General features: G+C 67.6%; 24 protein-coding genes. 15 read left to right on the top strand and 9 right to left on the bottom strand.

The features are described 5' to 3' along the window. Positions 1-192: 192 nt before the first annotated feature. Together DEQ92_RS13525 and DEQ92_RS13520 are read left to right on the top strand one after the other, a co-directional pair. Positions 193-981 carry a winged helix-turn-helix domain-containing protein gene (locus DEQ92_RS13525; protein ID WP_115820959.1) on the top strand — a complete coding sequence of 263 codons (789 nt, stop codon included), beginning with the start codon at positions 193-195 and terminating at the stop codon, positions 979-981. Positions 982-1,231: 250 nt separating this feature from the next. Next, positions 1,232-2,233, top strand: a complete 1,002-nt coding sequence (locus DEQ92_RS13520) for a PQQ-binding-like beta-propeller repeat protein (RefSeq protein WP_115821015.1) — start codon at positions 1,232-1,234, stop codon at positions 2,231-2,233. Positions 2,234-2,346: 113 nt separating this feature from the next. Here DEQ92_RS13520 and DEQ92_RS23900 read toward each other — a convergent pair whose 3' ends face one another. The 3 genes from DEQ92_RS23900 to DEQ92_RS13510 form a co-directional block, all read right to left on the bottom strand. Next, complete coding sequence (locus DEQ92_RS23900) at positions 2,347-2,508, bottom strand: hypothetical protein (protein ID WP_004971617.1); 162 nt, start codon at positions 2,506-2,508, stop codon at positions 2,347-2,349. A 120-nt stretch (positions 2,509-2,628) separates the two neighbouring features. Continuing rightward, complete coding sequence (locus DEQ92_RS13515; RefSeq protein ID WP_004971616.1) at positions 2,629-3,246, bottom strand: class I SAM-dependent methyltransferase; 618 nt, start codon at positions 3,244-3,246, stop codon at positions 2,629-2,631. A gap of 350 nt (positions 3,247-3,596) precedes the next feature. Beyond that, positions 3,597-3,968 (bottom strand): hypothetical protein, encoded by a 372-nt coding sequence (locus DEQ92_RS13510; RefSeq protein ID WP_115820958.1) that lies wholly within the window; start codon positions 3,966-3,968, stop codon positions 3,597-3,599. A gap of 443 nt (positions 3,969-4,411) precedes the next feature. Here DEQ92_RS13510 and DEQ92_RS13505 point away from each other — a divergent pair, with 443 nt between their 5' ends. The 8 genes from DEQ92_RS13505 (at position 4,412) to DEQ92_RS13470 (ending at position 13,064) form a co-directional block, all read left to right on the top strand. Beyond that, a complete protein-coding gene (locus DEQ92_RS13505) occupies positions 4,412-5,989 on the top strand; it encodes a helix-turn-helix domain-containing protein (RefSeq protein WP_115820957.1) in 1,578 nt (525 codons plus the stop codon). A gap of 109 nt (positions 5,990-6,098) precedes the next feature. Continuing rightward, positions 6,099-6,872: a helix-turn-helix domain-containing protein gene (locus DEQ92_RS13500; protein ID WP_115820956.1), complete on the top strand. Its 774-nt coding sequence runs from the start codon at positions 6,099-6,101 to the stop codon at positions 6,870-6,872. 97 nt (positions 6,873-6,969) lie between these two features. Then, a complete protein-coding gene (locus tag DEQ92_RS13495; protein WP_008097228.1) occupies positions 6,970-7,275 on the top strand; it encodes a translation initiation factor in 306 nt (101 codons plus the stop codon). Between the two features lie 222 nt (positions 7,276-7,497). Further along, a complete protein-coding gene (locus tag DEQ92_RS13490) occupies positions 7,498-8,682 on the top strand; it encodes a hypothetical protein (protein WP_049968793.1) in 1,185 nt (394 codons plus the stop codon). Positions 8,683-8,688: 6 nt separating this feature from the next. Further along, positions 8,689-9,492, top strand: a complete 804-nt coding sequence (locus DEQ92_RS13485) for an ABC transporter ATP-binding protein (RefSeq protein ID WP_115820955.1) — start codon at positions 8,689-8,691, stop codon at positions 9,490-9,492. Between the two features lie 49 nt (positions 9,493-9,541). Continuing rightward, complete coding sequence (locus DEQ92_RS13480; RefSeq protein WP_049968792.1) at positions 9,542-10,738, top strand: ABC transporter permease; 1,197 nt, start codon at positions 9,542-9,544, stop codon at positions 10,736-10,738. Between the two features lie 22 nt (positions 10,739-10,760). Next, complete coding sequence (locus DEQ92_RS13475; RefSeq protein WP_008097220.1) at positions 10,761-11,933, top strand: ABC transporter permease; 1,173 nt, start codon at positions 10,761-10,763, stop codon at positions 11,931-11,933. A gap of 102 nt (positions 11,934-12,035) precedes the next feature. Further along, positions 12,036-13,064, top strand: a complete 1,029-nt coding sequence (locus DEQ92_RS13470) for a transcription initiation factor IIB family protein (RefSeq protein ID WP_008097219.1) — start codon at positions 12,036-12,038, stop codon at positions 13,062-13,064. A 118-nt stretch (positions 13,065-13,182) separates the two neighbouring features. Here the strand turns inward: DEQ92_RS13470 and DEQ92_RS13465 are convergent, their stop codons facing one another. Together DEQ92_RS13465 and DEQ92_RS13460 are read right to left on the bottom strand one after the other, a co-directional pair. Beyond that, on the bottom strand, positions 13,183-13,632 hold the full coding sequence (locus DEQ92_RS13465) for a hypothetical protein (protein ID WP_115820954.1): 450 nt from the start codon (positions 13,630-13,632) through the stop codon (positions 13,183-13,185). A 95-nt stretch (positions 13,633-13,727) separates the two neighbouring features. Continuing rightward, on the bottom strand, positions 13,728-14,222 hold the full coding sequence (locus DEQ92_RS13460) for a TRAM domain-containing protein (protein WP_049968789.1): 495 nt from the start codon (positions 14,220-14,222) through the stop codon (positions 13,728-13,730). A gap of 152 nt (positions 14,223-14,374) precedes the next feature. Here DEQ92_RS13460 and DEQ92_RS13455 point away from each other — a divergent pair, with 152 nt between their 5' ends. Further along, positions 14,375-14,572, top strand: a complete 198-nt coding sequence (locus DEQ92_RS13455) for a hypothetical protein (protein ID WP_008097216.1) — start codon at positions 14,375-14,377, stop codon at positions 14,570-14,572. A 21-nt stretch (positions 14,573-14,593) separates the two neighbouring features. Here DEQ92_RS13455 and DEQ92_RS13450 read toward each other — a convergent pair whose 3' ends face one another. From DEQ92_RS13450 to DEQ92_RS13440, 3 genes are all read right to left on the bottom strand, one after another. Next, a complete protein-coding gene (locus DEQ92_RS13450; RefSeq protein WP_115820113.1) occupies positions 14,594-15,112 on the bottom strand; it encodes a phage tail protein in 519 nt (172 codons plus the stop codon). After that, positions 15,109-15,708 (bottom strand): phage tail protein, encoded by a 600-nt coding sequence (locus DEQ92_RS13445; protein WP_008097214.1) that lies wholly within the window; start codon positions 15,706-15,708, stop codon positions 15,109-15,111. The genes DEQ92_RS13450 and DEQ92_RS13445 overlap by 4 nt, the downstream gene beginning before the upstream one ends. A 192-nt stretch (positions 15,709-15,900) precedes the next feature. Next, on the bottom strand, positions 15,901-17,907 hold the full coding sequence (locus DEQ92_RS13440; RefSeq protein ID WP_115821014.1) for a heavy metal translocating P-type ATPase: 2,007 nt from the start codon (positions 17,905-17,907) through the stop codon (positions 15,901-15,903). A gap of 521 nt (positions 17,908-18,428) precedes the next feature. Between DEQ92_RS13440 and DEQ92_RS13430 the strand changes: the two genes are divergently transcribed. The 3 genes from DEQ92_RS13430 (at position 18,429) to DEQ92_RS13420 (ending at position 19,992) form a co-directional block, all read left to right on the top strand. Then, positions 18,429-19,028 carry a MarR family transcriptional regulator gene (locus DEQ92_RS13430; protein WP_049968787.1) on the top strand — a complete coding sequence of 200 codons (600 nt, stop codon included), beginning with the start codon at positions 18,429-18,431 and terminating at the stop codon, positions 19,026-19,028. A 218-nt stretch (positions 19,029-19,246) separates the two neighbouring features. Continuing rightward, on the top strand, positions 19,247-19,585 hold the full coding sequence (locus DEQ92_RS13425; protein WP_049968786.1) for a hypothetical protein: 339 nt from the start codon (positions 19,247-19,249) through the stop codon (positions 19,583-19,585). Positions 19,586-19,641: 56 nt separating this feature from the next. After that, the gene (locus DEQ92_RS13420; protein WP_115805575.1) at positions 19,642-19,992 is read left to right on the top strand and encodes an SHOCT domain-containing protein; all 351 of its coding nucleotides are present in this window, start codon (positions 19,642-19,644) and stop codon (positions 19,990-19,992) included. Between the two features lie 13 nt (positions 19,993-20,005). On the opposite strand, the gene DEQ92_RS13415 is transcribed toward DEQ92_RS13420, so the two are convergent. Further along, positions 20,006-22,138, bottom strand: a complete 2,133-nt coding sequence (locus tag DEQ92_RS13415) for a glycoside hydrolase family 3 protein (protein WP_115820953.1) — start codon at positions 22,136-22,138, stop codon at positions 20,006-20,008. A 141-nt stretch (positions 22,139-22,279) separates the two neighbouring features. Here DEQ92_RS13415 and bioB point away from each other — a divergent pair, with 141 nt between their 5' ends. Then, the gene (bioB, locus tag DEQ92_RS13410; RefSeq protein ID WP_115820952.1) at positions 22,280-23,338 is read left to right on the top strand and encodes a biotin synthase BioB; all 1,059 of its coding nucleotides are present in this window, start codon (positions 22,280-22,282) and stop codon (positions 23,336-23,338) included. Positions 23,339-23,352 lie beyond the last annotated feature (14 nt).

The following is a 23,352-nucleotide window of genomic DNA, read 5'->3' as shown; positions in this document are numbered from 1 at the left end:
CACCACCGACCGAGAGACCGAACGCAGAGTGAAGTGAACGCATCTTAGAGAGTCATACAACTCCCCCACGTATAGTTTGATTCAGAAATCAATTCATAGCAAGAAAAGTCCGCGGCGGACGAGGATGATTCATTCTGTGAAATTATTTCGCGCCACGAAAGAAGTATATTCGAGCGCGCACAACCCCGCCGCATGGAGTCGGCATTAGACGAAATAGCGTTTCTCGCGCTCTCGCAGAACCGCGTCGACGCGCTCAGATACCTCGCCGAGCGGCCGCACTCCCGGCGCGAGTTGGTCGAGCGGACCGGGGCGTCGCAGCCGACAATGGGTCGGGTTCTCAGCGACTTCGAAGACCGGTCGTGGCTCGTCCGCGAGGACGGCGCGTACCGGGCGACGGTGACCGGTGAACTCGTCTCGCGGGGGTTCGACGACCTCGTCGACATCCTCGACACCGACGCCAAACTCCGGCCGGTCGTCGAGTGGCTCCCGACCGACGCCATCACGTTCGACCTCGAACACCTCACCGAGGCCACGATTACCACGCCGAGTCAGGTCCGGCCGAACGCCCCCGTCAAGCGCGCCGTGTCCCTCCTGAGCGAGGCCGAAGACGTGCGCATCTTCTCCTACGCGTTCAACGAGCAGAACCTCGACATCGTCAGGGAGCGGACCGCCGCCGGCGACCAGCGGTTCGAGGGCGTCTTCTCGGCGGACGCCATCGACGCGCTCGCCCACGACTCCCAACTGCGCGAACAGCTCCGCGACCTCCTCGACGCCGACGCGGCCGCCGTCCGCATCACCGACGAGCCGATTCCGATGGCCGCGACCATCGCCGACGCGACCGTCCACCTGTTCCTCCGCGACGACAACGGCATCCTCCAAGCCTCTATCGACGTGACCGAACCTGAAGTGCTCGCGTGGGCCGACGAACTGTTCGAGCGGTACTGGGAGGCGGCGGAGCCGCTCGACCTCGACCGACTCTAAAAGCGACGCTCGCTGGGGAGCCACCGCGTCGTCGCCCCACCCACCGACCCACAATACATATCGGCAACCTGCGAGAAGCCGACGTATGCCCTCGCCTTCGTCCCCTCCATCGCGCGTTCCCTCCGATTCCGACTCTCCGTCGCGTCGCGCGTTTCTCGCCGCCGCGGGGATCGCTCTCGCCAGCGGACTCGCCGGCTGTTCGTCGCTCCGACAGTTCCGGTCGCCCGACGGGACGGACTGGTCTGCGTCCGTGCCCGAACCGAGCGTCCTCTCCCCACCGTCGGTCACTGAGGGGGTCGTCGCCGTCATCGGCCATCGAGACGGCGACATCGACGAGGGGCGGGTCGTCGCGTTCGACCGAGAGAGCGGCGAGCGCCTGTGGGACCACGACTTCGGCCGCCCGACGGGGCTCCTCGCCGCTGGCGGGTCGGTGTACGCGGGCGAGAAACTCGGAGCGGGGCGCGGGCGAGTCCGTGCGTTCGACGCCAAAAGCGGGAGCCATCGGTGGTCTCAGACCGTCGGGAACATCGGCTCTGCGATGGCCATCGCGGGCGACACTCTCTACGCGGCGAACGGGACGCTCGCGGCGCTTGCGACCGACGACGGCGCGGTTCGGTGGGAGCAATCGGCGGTCGACGGTGTCGGCTTCACCGTCGTCATCGCTCCGCAGGACCAACTGTTCGCCGACGAGCGGGCGGTCTACTACGGCGACGACGAGGGCGTCCTCGCGATGGCACCCGAGGACGGGAGCCTCCGGTGGGCGTGGCGACCGGACCGCTGGGACTGGGCCGACGTGGGGCCGATTCCGGCCGGCGATAGCGTCTACGCCGGTGGCGGCGGCGACATCGCCATGCTCGACGCGGCCGACGGGTCGCTCCGGTGGCGCACCTCGTTCGGGGCCGGCGCGCAGGTGGTCGGCGTCCACGAGCGGGGCTCGACGGTTCTGGTCGCTGAGGGGACGGACGAACCGCCGTCGGACACCTTCGGGACGCTGTACGAACTCGCGGTTCGGGACGGCTCGGAGCGGTACGAAGTCCGCTTCGACAGCCCGGTCGAGCGAACCGCCTCGACCGACGAGGCGTTCGTCGTCGGGACCCGCGCGGGCCGGATTCGGTGGTCTCGCGGCGCGTCGTTTTTCCACCCGTTCGAGACGACGCTCTCGGCGGACGGCTATCTCCTCGGCGCGGCCGGGACGCAGGCGTTTGCACAGACGGGCGAGGGGACGCTCTGGGCACTCTCGCCGAGCCAGTAAGTCACGGAAGGCAACGCTGTCGCCGTCAAACACCCGTCGAAACGAGCCCCGCCGAGCGCGCGGTGCGTCGGCGTCCGAAACCACGACCGAACGATGCCCTCGCGCCCCGGCCGTCACTCGAGTTCGTCGAACGAGTCGAACTCGTCCCAGCAGGAACACGGCAGGTCGTCCAGAGAGGTGACTTCGTCCGGGAGGCTGGTGATGGGAATCCCGGAGCCGGCCTCGTCGCAGTCGCGCAGGTGAACGCTGAAGTCGTCGCTGGACATCGTGTACATGGTCAGCACGCTCAGTTCGCCGGCTTGGTTGAAACAATTTGTGAGTGCGACAAGCGAGCGAGAGGAGGCCTGTCGATGGCGCGGTATCGGCCGCTGAGACGGGACCGACGGCGACCAGTGTTAGAGAACCCGAAAGACGCGAACCGTGTCGCGCTTGCCCGGTTCGCAGAGGAGTTGCGCGAGGCCGAGGTCGGAGAACTCGTCCTTCCAGTTGCGGTGATACAGCGGGAAGTCGTCGTTGACGTAGCTCACCTCTGAGCCGGAGCGTCCGCGGGTCGGTCCGTTACCCTCGTTCTCGGCGGTTATCACGAGGTCCGACGAGACGCGGGCGATTTCCTCGAACACCCACGTGTCGTCGGGGTGGACGTGCTGGAGCGTCTCGACGGAGTAGATAACGTCGAATTTGTCGTCGGGGAAGTCGGGAAGCAGGTCCTCGATTGCGCCGGTGAGGAACGTGCCGGTGTCGACGAGTTCGGGGAAGTACTCGGCCATCACCTCGAAGGAGTCGTCGTTGATGTCGATGCCGGTGAGGTCCTCGTAGCCGCGGTCGCGCAGGTGTGCGAGGTGGCGACCGGAACTACAGCCGAGTTCAAGAACCGACGCGTCTTCCGCCGCGTAGTGCTCGAACACGGTCGCGAGCGTCTCGCTGACCTCGTTCGGGCCGATTTGGGCGTAGTACTCCGGCGAGAAGTCGCCGGAGCGCTCGGCCCACCCGCGGTGGTTGTCGTCTGCGTCCATACCCCGAGTAGCGAACGGGCGGGTAAATGTTCCGCGGAGTGCGCGCCGCCGGTACGACGTGCGGGGGAAGTTCCGAAAATCGGGTGACTCCGACTGGGGTGGGTGCGCTGGAGGGCGCGGTGAAGGCGTGCTGGAGGGCACGGGCGAAGGGCTGCGTCAGGGGGACCGAATTTGGAGGGGTGCGTCAGGGGGATTCGGATGTCCCGCGGGGGGACCGGGTCCGAGTGTGCCGTGGAGGGCTGGAGAGGGTGAGCGCCGGTGCGGGCACGAGCAGTCGGGTGTACCAGTCGAGCGTGCCGTGCCTCGGTCGCGGCGCGGGCGTCAGCGGGTCATCGGGTCGACCGCGGCCGTCACGCCGAGTCGTCGGTCGTCGTTTCGTTTTCGGTCGTCTCGTTCGTCGATGTCTCGTTCGCCGTGGTCTCGTTTTCGGCCGTCTCGTTCGCCGTCGTCGAGTTGTCGAGCGACGAGTCGGTCGTCTCCATCGTCGTCGTCTCGGTGGTTTCCATCGTCGTTTCTTCCGTCGTGGTCTCGTCTTCGGTTGTCGCTTCGACACCACCAGTCTCTGCGGTCGTCTCGGTGCCGCCGACCGCGGGTTCGGCGTCCGTGCCGTTCGTCCCGTTCACCGGGCCGCCGCTCCCGCCCGTGTCCGTACAGCCGGCGAGGGCGACGGTCGCCGCGGCGACTCCGGCACCGAACTGCCGTCGAGTGAGGGTTTCGCACATCGCAGTCAGCAGTATCGCTCGGCGGATGATAATGGGGAAGAGTCGTCCCGACCGTTCTCTCCCGAGCAACCGTTTCGCCTGACCGTTTCGACCGTTTCAGTCGGATTAACGGAACGTTTTCCGGCGCGGCGAGCGCCGACGAAAGCGGTTCTGTACGTCGGTTACCTCACGTCAGAGGGGCGACCGGGCGAGAGACGACAGGGGGCGAGCGCGAGCGGCGACAAGCGGCGACCGAGGCCCGTCGAGAGACGAGAGAGGCGCCCGTGAATCTCAGCGACGACGGCCGAGACCGACGCCGCGTCCGCACCGCGACGACCGGCACATAATTCACGATTCGGAAACATTCTTGGCAAATTGACTTTCAAAAGAGTTGCAAAAATACCCAATGAACAGATAAACAAAACATTATACACTAGCAGAGTCGACAGATAAGGAGCGAACACATGCCAGTCAAACGCGTCTCGCGGGTCGGGTGGGCGCTCGTCGTGACGTTGCTCGTCGTCGCGGCAGGCCTCTCACCGGTCGCCGTCGTCGCGGCGGACGGCGTCGAGGTGGGTGCGGTCAACCACGCCGGCGCGGGCGTCGTCGCGACCGAGAACGGCCGGACGTACGTCGCCTCGTGGCAGCCGTCGACGGTTTCGGTGGCCGTCGCATCCGACAGCGACGACTACGAGGTCTGCCTACAGACCGACCTCGACGACGGCTCGACGATGCTGTTGGCGTGCGAACCGCTCGGGAGCGCGGGGGCGAACGCGAGCGATGAGCGGCGCGTCGAGTTCGCCTTCACGACGTGGCCGGTGAACGCGACCGGCGACCGAACTCTGACCGCCGTCGTCAGACCCGGCGGGGGCGGCGAGCCGGTCGCGCAGGCGAGCCACGGCGTCACGGTGCTCGCGCCGGCCGGGGACGCCGACGGCGACGGCCTCGGCAACCGGGACGAACTCGACCGCGGTACGGACGTGCTCGTCGCCGACACCGATACCGACGGCGTGCCCGACGGCGAGGAGGTGAACCGCTACGAGACCGACCCGACGAACACGGACACCGACGGCGACGAACTCAGCGACGGCGTCGAGGTCAACGAGCAGGGGAGCAACCCGACCGAAACCGACACCGACAGCGACGGTCTCGACGACGGCGCGGAAGTGACGACCCACGGCACGGACCCGACGACCGCCGACACCGACGGCGACGGCCTCGACGACGGCGCGGAAGTCAACGATTACGAGACGAATCCGACCGAGGCCGACACAGACGGCGACGGCCTCGAAGACGGCCCCGAGGTCAACGTCCACGAGACGGACCCGACCGCCGCCGACACCGACGGCGACGGCCTCGAAGACGGCCCCGAAGTCAACCGATACGAGACGAACCCGACCGCCGCCGACACCGACGGCGACGGTCTCGACGACGGCCGCGAGGTCAACGTCCTCGGGACCGACCCGAACCGCGGCGACACCGACGGCGACGGGCGCGGAGACGGCGCGGAGGTCGAAGCGGGGTCGGACCCGAACGCCGCGCCGGGGTCGGTCGTCGGGTCGCTGGGGCTCGGTGGCGACGGCTGGCTACTCGTCCTCGCGGTCGCGGCCGTCGCGGTCGTCCTGGTCGCCGTCGGCGCGCGAGTCCGCGGAAGCGAGGTGCGGGCGCTGCTGTCGGACGTTCGCTCTCGCGCGACCGACCGCACCGCCGGCCGGCGCGACGGGGCGGCGGCGGACGCAGTCCAAACGGGCGGGAGCGACGGCCCGGTTCGCCCGGAGCCGACCGCCGACGCCTATCCCGGCCCGGAGGAACTCCTCGACGACGAGACGCGCATTCTCAAACTCCTCGACGACAACGGCGGTCAACTCCGGCAGTCGAAGGTCGTCGAGGGAACGGGCTGGTCGAAGTCGAAAGTGAGCCGCGTCCTCTCGCGGATGGCCGACGAGGGCAGCGTCGCCAAGATAAACCTCGGCCGAGAGAACCTCATCGCCCGCCCCGAGAACGTGCCCGAACACGCCCGGTCGCCGTTCGACGAGTCCTGAGCGGGGCGAGCGACCGAAGTTCGGGCCCCGAGCCCGTGGTCCCGGGCGGCGAGCCGAAGTTGGAACATACCAACCAAGGCTATAGGCCTTCGGCGACTACCTCGAATCCATGCGCGAATTCGTCTTCACCGTCGAGTACGAGTGGGGTGCCGACGAGGTGATGGACCTCTTCATCGAGAACCCGGACTTACACTCCAAGACCATGGCGATACACGCCACGAGCGAGTCGATGTGGCGACTCGACCGCCTCACCGGGCCGACGGAGGCGCTCGAAGCGTTCGACGAGGTTATCGAACAGGCCACCCGGTGCAACGGCGTCCTCGGGATGTGCGGCGCGCCGGTCGTCGAGTGGGACTACGAGGTGCTCTCGGAGACGCCCAACGGGCGCATCGTCTACTCCTGCCGCGAGGAGGGCGACGGGATTCAGTCGATTCCGCACGTCGCCGCGAAGCACATCGGCGACGGTCTCCTGATGCAGGCCGAGCGCCGAGGGGCCCAAAACCAGTGGCGACTGCTCATCTCCGACGACGACACGGTGAGCGAGATTTACGAGGAGGTCAAAGACAGCCTCAGCGACGGCCTTTCGCTGAGCGTCCAGCGCATCAGCGAACCCGAATGCTGGCTCGAAGAGGGCGTCTCCGCCGACGGCCTCCCGCCGGAACAGCAGGCGGCGCTCGAAGCCGCCGTCGAGTTCGGCTACTACGAGACGCCGCGCCAGCACACCGTCCAAGAGATTTCCGAGGAACTCGACATCCCGAACTCGACGCTCCAGTACCGTCTGACACGCGCCGAGGCGTGGCTGGCCCGGCAGTTCGTCACCGGCACGCTCGGCACCGAGGTCGAAGAGCGCGTCGACCCGGAAAAGCTCGAAGCGAGCGCGTGACCGACGACTCGGGTCGAACGTCCCGCGGGACACGCCCACAGGAGGGTTGGAATATTCCAACCACATCCTGATACGCCGCGGACGCGTACCCGAATACGTGGGAAAGGACACTTTCAGCGACATCACCGGCCTGCCGGACGACCTCGGAATCGGCGACGACCTCGCGCGGGCGGACCAGCGCGCGTCGATTCGCGTCGACACCCGACGGTACGGTAAGCCCGTGACGGTGGTCGACGGCCTCGACCTCCCGACCGACGAACTGGACGCCCTCGCGTCGACCCTGAAGCGACGGCTCGCAGTCGGCGGGACCGTGACCGACGACGGACGTATCGAGCTACAGGGCGAACACGGCGAGCGCCTCGAAGCCGCGCTCCGCAACGAAGGCTTCGGCGTCGAGACCTGATTCCGGGCGCCGCCCGTCGAAGTCGCCACCATCTTACCTGACCTTACTGCACCTCGCCCCACGCCACCCCGTCCGCGCTTTTCCCGGGAAGCGACCGAGTGCGAACCCAGCAGGAAGACTGGTTCGGCAACAGACATGTAAACCAAGGAACTTATGTGGAGCTGGCTAGTTCGACTAGCCAATGATGGCAGCAAGACAACATTATCACGTGAGGAGAAACGGATGAGTCCGCGGGAACCGAACGACGGCGTCGGCTCGGTTCTCTCGTGGCTCTTCGTCGCGGTCATCGTGCTCTCGACGGTCGCCGTTCCGCTGGCGACGGGGCCGGCGAAAGCGGCCGAGGCGCACATCGGAATCTCCGACGTGACGGTCGCGCCGGCGGAGCCGACGCCCGGCGAACAGACCGACCTCGAAGTGACGATTCGGAACGGCGAGAACAGCCCGAGCGTCGTCGACGTCACCGACGTCTACGTCCGCCGACAGGGAAGCCCCACCGACATCGCGCGCATCGAAGACGTGGGAACGATAACCATCGGGTCGAGCATCACCATCCCGGTCGCCGTCTCGTTCGACGAGCCCGGGTCGAAAAACCTCCGCGTCGTACTGGTCGGCAGACAGAACGACGGCTCGCACGTCCGGGTTCGGTACCCGGTGACCGTCGACGTGAAGGAGGTCTCCCGCCCGCAGCTAGAGCTCTCGACCGAGGAGGCCGTGCCCGGTGCCACTCGGTCCGTGAACGTCACCGTCTCGAACGGACTCACCGAGGACATTCGACAACTGCGGGTCGTCTCCTCCTCGTCGGAGGTGAACTTCAGCGTCACCGAGCGCGTGAAGCCGCGGCTGGAGGCGGGCAACGCCACGACGTTCACCTTCCCCGCGCGGGTCGACGAGGCCGGGTCGTACCCGGTGAACGTGACGCTCCAGTACTCGAACCGCGGCGAGAAACACGAACTCACCCGCACGTACCGCCCCGCGTTTAGCTCTCCGACGAACCCCGGACAGGTCATCCTGACCGACGTGCAGGCGACGCAGGCCGGGGGCGCGCTCGAAATCTCGGCGACCGCCGGGAACGTCGGCTCCGACGCCGTCGAGGGAGTCGTCGTCTCCGTCGCGGACTCGTCGAGCGTCGAGCGAAGCAACTACTTCATCGGGAGCATCGACGGGAGCGACTTCTCGTCGTTCACCCTCCGAACCGCCGCACAGGGCAACGTCTCTTCGGTTCCCGTCGAGGTTCGGTACAGCGTCGGCGGCGTCGAGAAGTCGGTCACCACGTCGGTCAGCGTCGACCGTCAGACGATGCGTCGCCCCGTGCCGGACTCGGGGGCGGGCGGGCTCCCGCTCCTCCCGGTCGGCGGTGCCGCCGCGGTCCTCCTCGTGGGTGCGGTCGTCTATCGCTGGCGGAGCTGACGACAGATGAGATGGGACATCTCCGACTCCGAGGAGGCGGAGCCGACAGAGCCGGCGGAGGCCGGCCGCGAGGACCTCCCGAGTGACGCCGCGAGCCTCGCCGGCGACCTGATACTCCGCGGCGAAGACGTCACGAAGGAGTACCAGACGGGGACCCAGACCGTCCGGGCGCTGAAAGGCATCGATTTCGGCATCGCGCCGTCCGACTTCGTCGCCATCGTCGGCCCCTCGGGGAGCGGGAAGTCCACGCTCCTCAACCTGCTGGGCCTACTCGACGTGCCGACCGACGGCGCGGTCAGTCTTCGGGGACAGGACGTGTCGACGTTCTCCGACGCGGACCGAACCCGAAAGCGGAAGCGCGCAATCGGCTTCGTGTTCCAGAGTTTCTACCTGATTCCGACGCTGACGGCGCTGGAGAACGTCGAGATGCCGCGGATGCTCGACAAGACCCCGGTGAAGACGCGCGAGCGAGCGAAAACACTGCTTCAGCGGGTCGGCCTCGGCGACCGGCTCGACCACTACCCCGACGAGCTGTCGGGGGGACAGAAACAGCGCGTCGCCATCGCGCGATCGCTCATCAACGACCCCGCGCTCCTGTTGGCCGACGAGCCGACCGGGAACCTCGACCGCGACACCGGCGACGAAATCCTCGCCCTGTTCGACGAACTCCGAGCCGAGGAGGACGTGGCCATCGTCACGGTCACCCACGACACCTACGTCGCCGAGGAGGCCGACCGCGTGGTGAACCTCGTCGACGGCGTCATCGAGGACACGGGCGAGACAGCTGCTGACGGGGGGCACGGAGCGTGAGCGTCTCGAAGCGGCGGCCGCGCGCCGTTCTTGTTCGAGGTGCGTCCCCGTGAGTTGGCTCCGCCGGGTGACCGCCCGGTTCCCGACGGTCGTGTTGGCCCGCCGAAACCTGTCGCGCGCCACCGCGCGGACCACGCTGGCCGTCGTCGCCATCGTCATCGGCGTCGTCGCCATCGGGACCATCGGCGCGGGCGGCGAGGCGTTCAAACAGGACCAGATGGAGGCGTACGAGGGGTTCGGCGGGACCGCCACCGTCAGCCCCGTCTACTACCAGAACGACGACGGGGACATCGTCGGCGGCATCTCGGACAAGGACGTCAGTCGAATGCGACAGGTGACCTCGGGCGCGACGGTACACCCCGTCATCGAGCGCTGGGACACCGTCGTCCGCACGTCGTCAGGAGAGACCTCCCCCTCGGCGCAGGTGAAGGGACTGGCGGCCCTCGGGACGTTCTACGAGGCGCAATCGGGGTCGATACCCGATAGCTGGCGACAGCAGGTCGTCGTCGGCTCCCGGTTCGCCGACAACAACGACGTGGAGACGGGCGACCAGCTGACGGTGACGATAAACGGGAGCTTCGAGCGGACGTTCCGCGTCGCTGCGGTGCTCGAACCGCAGGGGTTCGCCGATCAGCTACAGGCCGACCGCTCGGTGTTCCTCCCGTTCGACCGCCTCAGCCAGCTCGAAGACTCCGATTCGAAGTACGGCTCGGTCATCGTCAGGGTCGACCCGCAGACGGGGTCGATAGACGAGGCGGCCGAGAGCCTCGAAACGGAGTTCAACACCCGAAGGCGAACCATCGCCGTCTCGGGGGTCCAAGAACAGCGGGAGCGCTTCAGTCAGACGTTCGAGATGATAAACCAGTTCCTCATCGGCGTCGGCTCGATTTCGCTCCTCGTCGCCGCGGTCACCATCGCGAACACGATGTTGATGACGGCGATAGAGCGCGAGCGCGAAATCGGCGTCATGCGGGCGGTCGGCTATCCCAAGCGGGCGGTCGTGAGCCTGCTTCTCGCCGAGGCGACCATCCTCGGGCTCGTCGGTGCCGCAATCGGCGTCCCGCTCGCGCTCGGCATCGGGATGGGGCTCAACCAGTTCCTCGTCGGCGACCCGCTGGCGTTCACGGCCGCGGGGCTTCGATACGTCGGTCTCGGGGCGCTGTTCGGCGTTCTCACGTCGCTGTTCGCCGGCGTGTACCCCGCGTGGAAGTCCGCGAACAAGCGGCCCGTGGAGGCGTTAGAATGACGCGAACGAGGGGCGAGAGACGATGAGCCTGCGCCACCGAATCGCCGGGCGGTTCCCGCGGCTCGTCATCGCCCGGCGGAACATCTCGCGGGCGAAGGTCCGGTCGATACTCGCGGCGGCCTCGATACTCATCGGCGTCGTCGCAATCGGCGCAATCGGCGCGGGCGGCGCGGCGTTCAAGCAGAGCCAACTGCAGAGCATCCAAGCCCAGGGCGCGACGAACGTCTACGTCTCGCCGGGGGCCGACATGGAGGCGTCGCACTTCGACAGAGAGGACGTCAAAGCGATAGACGAGACGGTCGGGGCGGCCGCGGTCGTGGCGACGCAGACCGGGAATATGGAGCTGATAACGGACGACGGCACCCGCGAGGGGGTGACTGTCACTTACGTCGACGACCCCCGGAAGACACACGAGATAGCGCGGGGAGAGATTCCCCTGAACTGGCGGCAGAGCGTCGTCGTCTCCCACGAGTTCGCGGCCGACCGTGGCGTCGAACTCGGTGAGCGCCTCACGTTCGTCTCCGAGACGGAGACGGCCACCGGGACGATCGAGACCGAACACACCTACCGCGTCGTCGCCGTGCTGGCCGAGACCCAGTCGTTCGGCGGGAGTCGGCTGTACCTCCCCATCGAGGAGACTGGGGACCGACAGTACAGTCGCGTGCAGGTGATGACAGAGTCGACTGACAGGGCCGAAGCCGTCGCCGAGGCGCTCCGAGACCGCTTCAACGACCGGAAAGACAGGCTGTTGGTGTTCGAACTCACCTCGCTCGTCCGCCTGCTCAAGACGCTCGTGAACGGAATCAACGCGTTCCTCGCGGGCCTCGGCTCCATCTCGCTTCTCGTCGCCGGCGTCTCGATTGCGAACACGATGCTGATGGCCGTCATCAAGCGCCGCGAGGAGATCGGAGTCCTGCGGGCGGTCGGCTACGGGAAAGGCGATATCGTCCGGATTCTCCTCGTCGAGGCGGTGCTCCTGGGCGCGCTCGGATCGGCGGTGGGGCTCGCTATCGCCGTTGTCGTGGCGATGGTGGCGAACGCGCTGTTCCTCGGCGACCCCTTCGCCTTCACGCAGTCGGCGCTCCTGTACTTGGCCGGGGCGGTCGGGTTCGGTATCCTGACCAGCCTGCTCGCCGGCGCGTACCCCGCGTGGCGGGCGGCGAACGAGCGGCCTATCGACGCGCTCCGGGGCTGAGTGGTCGGAATCGCCCTCCGGCCGTCACCCCTCGAATCGAAGGTATTTGGCATATTCCAACCGAGGGCCCATTACCCTCGATAGAGAATAAACCGATACTCAATGGATACGAAACACGTCGACTGGCGTTCGATGCGGGACGAGTCGGCACCGACGGCGGAGCCAGAGGCCCGACGGTCCGGCGACGAGCGCGACGAAGACGAGGCCGAGTCGTCCGAGGCGGCGGTCGCAGACCGGACCGACCTCGTCTACGACGAGCAACACGGCGAGTGGGTCGACCCCGAGACGGGCGAAATCCTCCGCGAGGACGAAATCGACCGCGGCCCCGAGTGGCGCGCGTTCGACGCCGCGGAGCGCGATCAGAAGTCCCGCGTCGGGTCGCCGACAACGAACATGATGCACGACAAGGGGCTGTCGACCAACATCGGCTGGCAGAACAAAGACGCCTACGGCAACTCCCTGTCGTCGGGACAGCGTCAGAAGATGCAGCGGCTCCGCACGTGGAACGAGCGGTTCCGCACCCGCGACTCCAAGGAGCGCAACCTCAAGCAGGCGCTCGGCGAGGTCGAGCGGATGGGCTCGGCGCTCGGGCTTCCGGACACCGTCCGCGAGACCGCCTCGGTCATCTACCGCCGCGCCCTCGACGACGACCTGCTCCCCGGCCGCTCCATCGAAGGCGTCGCCACGGCCGCCATCTACGCCGCGGCCCGACAGGCCGGCGTCCCGCGCTCGCTCGACGAGGTCCGACGCGTCTCCCGCGTCGACAAGATGGAACTCACCCGCACGTACCGCTACGTCTCCCGCGAGCTGGGCTTGGACATGAAGCCGGCCGACCCGGCGCAGTACCTCCCGCGGTTCGTCTCCGAACTCGACGTGACGGACGACGTGGAGCGCCGCGCTCGGTCGCTCCTCGACAACGCGAAGCGACAGGGTATCCACAGCGGCAAGAGCCCCGTCGGCCTCGCGGCGGCGGCCATCTACGCCGGCGGGCTGCTCGCCGACGAGGAACTGACGCAGTCCGAGGTGAGCGAGGTGACCGACATCAGCGAAGTGACAATCAGGAACCGCTACCGCGAACTCCTCGAAGCGACCCAGAAGTCGGGCGAGATGACCGTGGGTTCGACCGCGTAACGCGGGATTTCGGGCGCTAAAAGCCGCTTTTCTCTTCGATTCGGTCCGTTTCGTTTTCAGCCGGGCGTTCAAACCGTTCGGGCTCGGCCGCGAGGACGCAGTAACGTTCTCGGACCCGTCAGCGATTGCACGTGCACGACGAGCGAGTCGCACCGCCGCGTCCCGGCAGAGCGCCGCGGGCGCGGGCGGCGAACGCGCTCGCAGTCTCGCGGACTGCCCGCCGGAGGCTCGATTCGGGGCGTCGCTCCCGGAAGTCGAAGTAGAGCGCCGTCGGCAGGAGAAGCGAGGCGTACACGCCGCTGACGGCGACGGCAATCTGTAGCGGATGGTCGGCGGGAACGACCGCCCAGCCGACCGCGATAAGCGCCCACAGCGCGATGCCCTGTCGGACGGTCGGGCGCCATTGGTTCGCGGGCGTCGACTGCGCCCGCGCGTCTGGGCCGCCGTCAGCGTCGGCGGCGGCGTCGACGTCGACGCTCGATTCGAACGCCGGGCGGTCGGCTCGGGGGGACTCGGTTCGTGTGTCGTCACGTGGAGAAGAGGCGTGACGGAGCGTTCGTTCGGACATGCGGTGGTACCGACGGCTACGGCTCGGAACCTAATGGGACCCCGGTTGGAATATGCCAACACCGCGGGGCGAAAGCCGCGGTCGGTCTCGACGGGTCAGTTGGCGCCCGCGCCGTCGACCGGTTCCGCGAACGCGACGGTCTGTTTCACGTCGGTGATTTCGACCTCGACGCGGTCGCCGGGCTCCGTGCCGGGGACGATGATGACGAAGCCGCGTTCGACCTTCGCGATGCCGTCGCCCTGGTCGCCGAGCGTGTCGATGATGACGGCTCGGACGTCGCCCTCCGCGACGGGCGGTTTTCGCGGCTGTGAACGCGCCTCGCGGGAATCCGACGCCGAGGCCTCCGGTTCCCGCTCGCCGTCCGAACTGATGCCGCGGCCGTCGGTCGTCTTCGCTGCCGTCGGTTCGGCCGAAACCTCGGTCGTCGACGCGGTGCCCGGACTCGTCAACAGCGCGACGCGGTACAGTTCCTCCGTCGAAATCGACCCGTTTTCGACGAGTTCGCTCGGAATCGACACCACGTAACGGTCGCCGTCTCGCTCGACCGAAGTCTCGAAAAGGAGCCGAAGAGAATCTGAGATATCAGTCACTTCCCCCTACTTCGCGTCAAACCAAATAAAAGGTGGTGAAAATACCGCACTCGTCTCGGGCGACAGAGACCAGTGGAACCTACCGAGACCCGACTTGCAACGGACCTCGGGCGCGCCCGAAGACACATGACAACGTGGTTTGAATTTCGAGTATGGCACGCGACACGCTCGTTTCGTGGCAGACGTTCGCGCTGTTCGTCCTGTTCCCGCCGGCCGCGCTCGTCGCCCTCGTGTTCTTTCCCCTGACGCTGCTCGTCTTCGGGTGGCTGTACTACCGCGGCAAATACGAGGCGGTGCTGGAACCGGAAGACAGCGGCCCCAAAGGACAGTTGAGCGACTCCGCCCGGTAGGCCGGCGCGCCAACCACCAGTTCAGTCGGCGCACTCGTCGAGGTCGGAGAGCGAGTCGATTCCTTCGTGGCTCAGTTCGAGCGACTCCGTCGCCACCGCGGCCGCGTCGGCGACGAGGTGCGGCCCGGTCCACCTGACCGGCGTCGCCGCCCGGCAGACCCACCCGCGGACCGGTTCGCCGGTCGCGTCGAGCAGGCAGATGCGAACGTCCTGCGGGGTCGTCTCGCCGTCGACCCACGACCGGAACCACGCCCACAGCGACCGGTCGTCGGTGACGCCTCGGCGGAGTTCGAGCGGCGGCGAACTGGTCGCTCGGCGCGACGGCGAGGGAGGCCGCGGTCGCGGACCCGGTCGCTTCCGTGCGCGGGGGTCGTGGCGGTCGGTCTCGGGCGGCGGCGAGTCGGACCGCGCCACGTCTCCGTTCGTGGACTCGACCGCCACCGAGAGCCCGCGAACCTCGGAGAACCCCAGTTTCGGGAGCGCGTCGCACCGAACCCGAAAGCGGTGTGCACCGTAGGGAGTCGACTCAGCCGCGGTCACGTCTCGTCGGGCTCCTCGTCGCCGGCGCGGCTCGTCTTCAGTCGCGGTTCGTCGATTCCCTGCGGCAGTCCCTCGCCGACCGGGAAGTCGAGGTCCGGGAGCGACGGGGTCGAGCCGCCGTCGCTCTCGGTGTCGTCCTCGTCGTCACCGGTTTCGACCGCGACGCGAGCGAATCCCTCGTGGACGACGACGAGGCGTTCGACGGCGACTTCGGAGGTCATCGCGTCCAATCGGGGCGCGTCGTACCGCGAAGGCCACGCCTCGCGGAAGACCCAGCGAGCGGCGGGGTTGCCCGTCGCGTCCAGCAACACGACCGCGGCGTCGCGCCGGGCTTCGGTCATCTTGCCCTGCTCGACGAGCGTCCGCCACTCGGACAGTTCGAGCGACCGGTCGGTCACGCCGACTTCGAGCACGAGCGGCCCGTACTCGTTCAGTCCGGGAAGCTTCCGCGGCGTCGGCTGGTCTGCCCCTTCGCGGTACTCGACGACCGCCGAGGTCGCAGACGGGAGGTCACAGCGGCTGAACCCGGCGGTCACGAGTCCCTCGATTTCGAGCACGAACCGAAGTTGTCGGTACGGGTCGGTTCGGGCAACCATCGTTAGGGGCCTCCGATGAGGACGAGCACCGGCATCCGGGGCACAGCGGTCCGCGAAGTATTGTCACGTGAAAACATGGCAATCGTGACTCGCCGCGGCGGCTAATGAACGTGTACCCTACGTGTGAAAGCACGCGGAATGGGAGATATGTACGAGCCGTCAACCGGAGGCTATAGCACAGACGGCCTCCCATCAGGCCGAGAGGTCGACGCCCCGGAGCCGGCGGGCGTTGATAGCGACGATAATCGTCGACAGGGACATGAACACTGCGCCGACCGCCGGCGACAGGAGGATACCGACGGGCGCGAGGACGCCGGCAGCGAGCGGGAGCGCGAACACGTTGTAGCCGGTTGCCCAGACGAGGTTCTCCTGCATCTTTCGGTAGCTCGCCTTCGAGAGCTTGACGAGTCGAACCACGTCTACGGGGTCGTTGTCGACGAGGATGATATCGCCCGATTCGATGGCGACGTCGGTGCCGGAGCCGATGGCGATGCCGACGTCCGCCCTCGCGAGCGCCGGTGCGTCGTTGACCCCGTCACCGACCATCGCGACCCGTTTCCCCTCGGACTGGAGCCGCGCTATTTTGGTGTCTTTCTCCTCGGGCAGGACCTCCGCGAAATACTGGTCGATGCCGAGTTCCGCAGAGACGGCGCGCGCGACGTCCTCGGAGTCGCCGGTCAGCATCGCCACCTCGATTCCCATCGCGTGCAGCGCCTCGATGGCCCGCCGGCTCTCCTCGCGGACGACGTCGGCGAGCGCGAACGCCGCGACGACCTCCGACTCGTCGCGAATCAGATAGATGACGGTCCGCGCGTTCGAGCCGGCCTCGTCGGCGAACAACGCGATGTCGTCGGGGCGCTCGACACCGAGTTGGTCTATCAGGTTGGGGCCGCCGAGGTGCACCGTCTCACCGTCACCAGAACCCGATTCGGGTTCTGGTTGGCTCGACGGAGCGCCGCTCTGTCGAACGTCGACGGTCGCCCGGACGCCGAGTCCGCGGAGGTTCTCGAAGTCCGACACCGTGGCCCGTCGAACGTCGCGGTCGGCGGCGGCGTTCCGAATCGCGCGGGCGATCATGTGCTCCGAGTCGCCCTCGACGCCCGCGGCGACCTCGAACGCCCGCGTCTCGTCCCAGTCGCCCGCGGTCTCGACGCCGACGACCCCCTGTTCGCCCTTCGTGAGCGTGCCCGTCTTGTCGAAGACGACGGTGTCGAGGCGTCTGGCTTCTTCCATGGCGATTCGGTCGCGGACGAGCATCCCGTTCCGGGCGGCCGTCGAGGTGTTGATTGCGACCACGAGCGGGACCGCCAGACCGAGCGCGTGCGGACACGCGATGACGAGAACCGTCACGACGCGTTCGAGGACGCCGACGCTGAACCCGACCGCGAGAACCCACGCAACCGCCGTGATTCCCGCGACGGCGAGCGCGGCGTAGAACAGCCACCCCGCCGCGCGGTCCGCAAGGAGTTGCGTGCGGGATTTGGACTGCTGGGCGTCCTCGACCAGACGCATGATGCCCGCCAGCGCCGTCTCGTCTCCCGTCTTCGTGACCCTCACGCGGAGGCTCCCGTCCTGATTGACCGTGCCGGCGATGACCTCCGAACCGGCGTCCTTGTCGACGGGGCGGGACTCGCCCGTAATCATCGACTCGTCGACCGACGACTCGCCTTCGACGACTTCGCCGTCGGCGGGAACCGACGCGCCGGGCCGGGCGAGCACGACGTCGCCTTCCGAGAGCGCGGAGACGGGGACTTCCTCTGTGTCTCCACGCTCGGTGACGCGCTCGGCGGTGTCGGGCATGAGTTTGGCCAGTTCGTCGAGCGCCCCGGAAGCCTGCCGGACCGACCGCATCTCCATCCAGTGACCGAGGAGCATGACGTCGATGAGCGTGACGAGTTCCCAGAAAAACGGCGTCGTCCCCTCGATGAACAGGCTCGCAATCGAGTAGACGAACGCGACGGTAATCGCCAGCGAGATGAGCATCATCATCCCCGGTTCGCGGCTTTCCAGTTCAGTCCGAGCCATCGAGAGGAACGGCACACCGCCGTAGGCGAAGACGACGATAGAGAGGACGGGCGTAATCCAGACGCTTCCGGGGAACGTCGGTGCGGTGTAGCCGAAGACACCTTGGACGAACTCGCTGAAGTAGACGACCGGCAACGACAGCGCGAGCGACACCCAGAACCGCCGCCGAAACATCTGTTCGTGGCCCGAATGGTCGGTGTGAGCCTGGCGATGGTGGTGCGACGAAGCGTCGTGGTCGTGGTCTGGGTGGGTGCTCATGGATTGGTGGGTGGTGCCGTTCCCCGTATCTTGTCCGGTGCCTGAAACAGCGCGGCGCGGTCAGGCGAAGGAGATTCGGGAGCGGGCGGCGAGGCGGTCGTCGAGCGGCATGCGGTCCTCGAACCGTCTAGGTTCTCGCAGACGCGAGAAGCGCATCGTATCACGCGACTTCGGCTCTCTGTTCACGGTCAGCGGGTATCCCTCGACGGAGACAGTCGCCGACGTACACAGAAACGTACGCTCTCCGACCTTATGCGGATTTTCCCTTCGAAACATCGGCTCTGAGACGGTCGGTATCTTGGAATCGAAAACATCGCGGGTCATCCCGGACCCCACCGAGCGCACGCAGGAGTGGACGAGGCAATCACAACTGGTACACCGGTGTCGCTCCAATCACCGTGCATGAACGAGCACCACGGCGAACCGAGGCGGGACGGATGAATCGGCGACGGGCCGACGCGGTCGTCGGCGCGCTCGTCGCTGGCACCGTTCTCATCGGTGGGGCGCTCAGTTGGCAGGCGTACCAGCGACAGCAAGCGTTCGAGCAGATGGGCTCGATGATGGATATGGGAACGTCGATGGGGGCCGTTCACGGAACGAACCCGCTGTGGTACGTCCTCGGGACAGTCCTCGCCGCGACCGTCATCGGCGGCGGGTATCTCGCGGTTCGAGACGCGCTCGACGGTGCGGACGCGAGCGAGCGCGTTCAGGACCAGACGGTGAATCCGACCGAGCGAGAGCGGTCCGAACCGCCGGCGGAAGCCGAGGAATCGGAGGAAACGAGTCCCTCGGCGTCGCACCCGCGAACTCGCGTGCTGGACCTCCTGCCGGAGGACGAGCGCCGGGTGCTCGAACCGGTTCTCACCTCGCCCGGTATCACGCAGATAGAACTCCGGGACCGCTCTGACTTCTCGAAGAGCAAGGTGAGCCAGACGGTGAGCGCCCTCGAAAAACGCGGGTTGCTGTACCGCGAGCGACAGGGGCGGACGTATCGAATCTATCCGAGCGACGAGTTACAGCAGAACCAAGCGCCGTAGCCGACCGCCGCGGCGTCTCTTCTCCCGCGGGGTGCCCGAACCGGTACGGGAGAGTACGCGGAGAAACCCGACACCGACGAATTCGGCGCGGATGAACGGTCTCGTTTCTGAAAAACGATTAGAGCGCAGTATAAACGTTCTCGAACGCTCTCAGCGCAGGGTTCACACCCATCCCGATAACCCCGGAGCGGCCCTACGACCAACCGAGGAGAAACACAATGACCAACGTCAAACTCGGCCGCTGGCTGCTCGCGGTGCTCGCAATCGTCGGACTCGCGGTCGCCGCGCCCGCGGTCAGCGCACACGGCGACGAAACGGCTGTCGACGACGCGGCCCCGGCCGGCGGAACCGCCGCCGAGTGGGCGGCGTGGATGGAGTCGCAGATGACCGAACACATGGGACCGGAGAGCGTCGAGTGGATGGAGTCGCACATGGGCGTGACCGTCGACGAGATGGCCCGGGACATGGCTGACGGCGACCACGACCACGGAAGGTACGGACAGAACGGCGGAATGTACGGGCAGAACGGCGGAATGTACGGACAGGGCCACTGCTGACGGCTCTGACCGGCTGAATCGCCTCGACAGAACACCGCAACTCACCGATTCGAAATATGACACAATGTGACACGCACCACGGACGTACTGCTCGCCGACTCGCGATGCTCGCGGTCCCGCTACTGGTCGCGGCGACCGGCACGGCCGCCGCCATGGGCGGCGGGTACGGCGGCGGCATGATGGGTGGCGGCTGGGGGCTCTTCGGCGGCGGGATGGGCCTCTGGGGACTCCTCTGGATGGGGCTACTGCTCGCGGTTCCGCTGTACCTCGTCTTCGCCCTCGGGAAGCGGCGGGAGACCGAACCCAACGAACGGCCGCTGTCGGTCCTCCGAACCCGCTACGCGCGGGGCGAACTCTCGGACGACGAGTTCGAACGGCGGCGCGAACGGTTGAAGCGCACCGAATAGCTCGTTCGGCAGTCTATCGTGACACCGTCGTCTCGGCTCGAACGTCGCGAGACGAGCGACCGACCTCGATGACGTAGTCGCCGGCGTCGACAGTCCACCCCTCGGAGTCGTCGTATCTTCGGAACGCGTGCTCGGACAGGGTGAGTTCGACCGTCTCGGTCGCGCCGGCGGCGAGTTCGACGGCCGCGTAGCCGGCGAGTTCTCGCGTCGGGCGCTCGACGCCCGCGACGGTCGGCGGCCGGACGTACGCCTGGACGACCTCTCTCCCGTCGCGGTCGGACGCGTTCGTCACCTCGACCGCGACTGCGTCGTCGCCGCGCACCTCCGCCTCGCCGTACTCGAAGGTCGCATACGAGAGCCCGTGGCCGAAGGGGTAGGTCGGCTCGTCGTCCGCGTCGGCGGCGTCGAAGTGTCGGTAACCGACGAAGACGCCCTCGTCGTACCGCGCCTCCTCGCCGACACCCGGGAATCGCTCCTCGGCGGCCGTGGGGTACGAGTCCTCGGGCGCGAACGTGACCGGGAGGCGGCCCGCTGGGTCGGCGTCGCCGTAGAGGACAGACGCGAGCGCGTCGCCGTCGGCCTGTCCGGGGTACCACGACTCGACGATAGCATCGACCGAGTCGCGCCACGGCAGTTCGACCGGGCCGCCGGACTGGACGACGACGACGGTCCGGTCGGCGGCGTCGGCGACGGCCGCGACGAGTTCGTCCTGTCCGCCGGGGAGTCGGAGCGTCTCGCGGTCCGCGCCCTCCGTGGTCGCGTCCCTGACGACGACGACCGCGACGTCGGCCTCGCGAGCGCAGTCGGCCGCCGCGTCAACGTCGGGCGTCTTCCCGCCGGGGAAGTCCTCGGCGTCGCCATCGGAGTCGGCGTCCCCGCCGTCGAAGAACGAGGGCGTGACGACGCGCTCGACGCCGGGTTCGAACGCGACCGAGCCGTCGGTCCGGGCGCGGATTCCTTCGAGCGCCGAGACCTCGCGGGCGGGGGTGACCTCGGAGGAGCCGCCGCCACCGAGCATCGCCTCCGCGACACCGGGACCGACGAGCGCGACGTCGGCGTCGTCGGAAAGCGGAAGTGCCCCGTCGTCGTTCTTCAGGAGAACGGTGCCGCGGGCGGCGAGCGTCGCCGCGAGGTCGCGGTGTTCGGCCGTGTCGAGCGCGCCGCCGTCGCCCCACTCGCCGTCGAGGAGGCCGATACGGGCCATCTGCCCGAGGATTCGCGCGACCATATCGTCGAGGCGGTCGGCCGGGACCGCACCGGACTCGACCGCCGGTTTCAGTTCGGTCGCGAACTTGGGCGTCGTGGTCTCGCCGGCCGGGATGCTCTCGTCGTCGCCCTCCGCCAGCATCTCGGCGTCGGGGTCGATCCCGAACGCCTCGTGGAGCGCTTCGAGCGAGATACCCGGCATTTCGAGGTCGAGGCCGGCGGTGGCCGCACCGACGGCGCTCGCGGTTCCGAACCAGTCGGAGACGACGTAGCCGTCGAAGCCCCACTCGTCTTTCAGTACCTCGGTGACGAGCCGCCGGTGGTCGCTCATGTGCGTCCCGTTGACGCGGTTGTACGCGGTCATGACCGACCCCGCGCCGGCCTCGACGGCCGCCTCGAATCCGGGGAGATAGAGCTCTCGGAGCGCCCGCTCGCCGACCTCGGCGCTGACGACGAGTCGCTTCGTCTCCTGGTTGTTGGCGACGTAGTGCTTCGGCGTGGCGATGACGTCCTCTGACTGGAGGCCCTCCACGGCCGCGGCGGCGAAATCGGCCGTCACGACCGGGTCCTCGGAGTAGTACTCGAAGTTGCGCCCGCAGTTGGGGACGCGAACGAGGTTCAGCCCGGGACCGAGAACCGCGTGCTGGCCGCTGGATTTGGCCTCGCGGGCCATCGCGACGCCCTGTCGCCGCGCGAGTTCGGGGTCGAACGTCGACGCCACGGCGATAGAAGCCGGAAAGGCGGTCGACGAGCGACCGGGGATACGAATCCCGAGCGGCCCGTCGGCGAGACGAAGCTCGGGGATGTCGAGTCGGGGGACGCCGGGGACGTAGCCCGTCGCCGTCCCCTCGGGGTCCGCCGCGCCGCGCACGAGCGAGCACTTCTCGTCGAGGGAGAGCGAGTCGACCACGTCGGAGACGTCGGTATCCGAGAGAGCCATAGAACTAGTACGAGTTTCGCCAGTGGCTCGAATAGTGTTGTGATGCCAGCAGGGAAGGCACCTTGTCGGAGAGTCGACGACCGGGGCAGTGAATGTCGACGAGGCAACGGGTTTTTGAACTCGTCAACTTAGAGATGAGATATGGTTTACGAGACTGGAAACCCGACTGTCGACGACGCGGTGCGGCGAGTGCTCGGCGGCGAGGAACTCGACCGGACCGACGGGGTAGCGCTCATCGCGCAGCCGGTCGAGCCTCTCGCGGCGGGGGCCGACTACGTCCGTTCCGTCCGCTCCGACGGGACCGTCGACGCCTGTTCCATCGTCAACGCCAAGGCCGGTGACTGCGCCGAGGACTGCGGCTTCTGCGCGCAGTCGGCGCACTTCGACACCGGCGTCGAAACGCACAGCTTTCTCGGACCCGAGGCGGTGTTGGACGCCGCGCGGCGGGCCGAACGCGACGGCGCACAGCGGTTCGGCATCGTCGTCGCCGAGAAGGGCGTCTCGAAGGAGCGCCGGCCCGACGAGTGGGCGGACGTGCTGGAGGCGATTCGACTCGTCCGCGACGAGACGAGCGTCGAAATCGACGCCTCGCTCGGCCTGCTCACCGAGGAGGAAGCGCGAATCCTCGCCGACGAGGGCGTGAACCACTACAACCACAACATCGAGACCTCGCCGCGGTACTTCGACGAGGTGGTCGGAACCCACGACTTCGAGGACCGACTCGTGACGCTCCGCCGGGCGAAAGACGCGGGAATGGACCTCTGTGCCGGCGTCATCCTCGGGATGGGCGAGACGCCGGCCGACCGCGTCGACGCCGCTATCGAACTCCAGAGAATCGGCGTCGAGTCGTTCCCGGTGAACGTGCTCAACCCCGTCCCCGGGACGCCGCTCGGTGACGCCGACCACGCCGACATCACGACGACGGAACTCGTCAAGACCGTCGCAGTCTACCGACTGCTCCACCCCGACGCGCGCGTCCGCTTGACCGGCGGCCGGGAGGCGAATCTCGCGCCCGACGAGCAACACCTGCCGTTCGAGGCCGGCGCGGACGGCGTCCTCACCGGCGACTACCTGACGACCGACGGCCAGTCGCCGGCGGCCGACATCGAGGTCGTCGAGCGGGCGGGCCTCGAACCGAACCGCGCGGTCAACGACTTCGACCCGGAGGCCGTCAAGCGCCGAGAAGCGAGAGACGGCTGAGAGTGCTGGCGAAC

Origin of the sequence: Haloferax sp. Atlit-6N, from assembly GCF_003383195.1 — an archaeon.
Lineage (GTDB): Archaea > Halobacteriota > Halobacteria > Halobacteriales > Haloferacaceae > Haloferax > Haloferax gibbonsii.
This window is presented reverse-complemented; position numbering and strand designations above follow the sequence as displayed.

Excerpts from the sequence above, each read along its gene's own strand:
- DEQ92_RS13525 (WP_115820959.1), top strand. The coding sequence starts at position 193 with ATGGAGTCGGCATTAGACGAAATAGCGTTTCTCGCGCTCTCGCAGAAC.
- DEQ92_RS23900 (WP_004971617.1), bottom strand. The coding sequence starts at position 2,508 with ATGTACACGATGTCCAGCGACGACTTCAGCGTTCACCTGCGCGACTGC.
- DEQ92_RS13515 (WP_004971616.1), bottom strand. The coding sequence starts at position 3,246 with ATGGACGCAGACGACAACCACCGCGGGTGGGCCGAGCGCTCCGGCGAC.
- DEQ92_RS13510 (WP_115820958.1), bottom strand. The coding sequence starts at position 3,968 with ATGTGCGAAACCCTCACTCGACGGCAGTTCGGTGCCGGAGTCGCCGCG.
- DEQ92_RS13505 (WP_115820957.1), top strand. The coding sequence starts at position 4,412 with ATGCCAGTCAAACGCGTCTCGCGGGTCGGGTGGGCGCTCGTCGTGACG.
- DEQ92_RS13500 (WP_115820956.1), top strand. The coding sequence starts at position 6,099 with ATGCGCGAATTCGTCTTCACCGTCGAGTACGAGTGGGGTGCCGACGAG.
- DEQ92_RS13490 (WP_049968793.1), top strand. The coding sequence starts at position 7,498 with ATGAGTCCGCGGGAACCGAACGACGGCGTCGGCTCGGTTCTCTCGTGG.
- DEQ92_RS13485 (WP_115820955.1), top strand. The coding sequence starts at position 8,689 with ATGAGATGGGACATCTCCGACTCCGAGGAGGCGGAGCCGACAGAGCCG.
- DEQ92_RS13475 (WP_008097220.1), top strand. The coding sequence starts at position 10,761 with ATGAGCCTGCGCCACCGAATCGCCGGGCGGTTCCCGCGGCTCGTCATC.
- DEQ92_RS13470 (WP_008097219.1), top strand. The coding sequence starts at position 12,036 with ATGGATACGAAACACGTCGACTGGCGTTCGATGCGGGACGAGTCGGCA.
- DEQ92_RS13465 (WP_115820954.1), bottom strand. The coding sequence starts at position 13,632 with ATGTCCGAACGAACGCTCCGTCACGCCTCTTCTCCACGTGACGACACA.
- DEQ92_RS13455 (WP_008097216.1), top strand. The coding sequence starts at position 14,375 with ATGGCACGCGACACGCTCGTTTCGTGGCAGACGTTCGCGCTGTTCGTC.
- DEQ92_RS13445 (WP_008097214.1), bottom strand. The coding sequence starts at position 15,708 with ATGGTTGCCCGAACCGACCCGTACCGACAACTTCGGTTCGTGCTCGAA.
- DEQ92_RS13440 (WP_115821014.1), bottom strand. The coding sequence starts at position 17,907 with ATGTTTCGGCGGCGGTTCTGGGTGTCGCTCGCGCTGTCGTTGCCGGTC.
- DEQ92_RS13430 (WP_049968787.1), top strand. The coding sequence starts at position 18,429 with ATGAATCGGCGACGGGCCGACGCGGTCGTCGGCGCGCTCGTCGCTGGC.
- DEQ92_RS13425 (WP_049968786.1), top strand. The coding sequence starts at position 19,247 with ATGACCAACGTCAAACTCGGCCGCTGGCTGCTCGCGGTGCTCGCAATC.
- DEQ92_RS13420 (WP_115805575.1), top strand. The coding sequence starts at position 19,642 with ATGACACAATGTGACACGCACCACGGACGTACTGCTCGCCGACTCGCG.
- DEQ92_RS13415 (WP_115820953.1), bottom strand. The coding sequence starts at position 22,138 with ATGGCTCTCTCGGATACCGACGTCTCCGACGTGGTCGACTCGCTCTCC.
- bioB (WP_115820952.1), top strand. The coding sequence starts at position 22,280 with ATGGTTTACGAGACTGGAAACCCGACTGTCGACGACGCGGTGCGGCGA.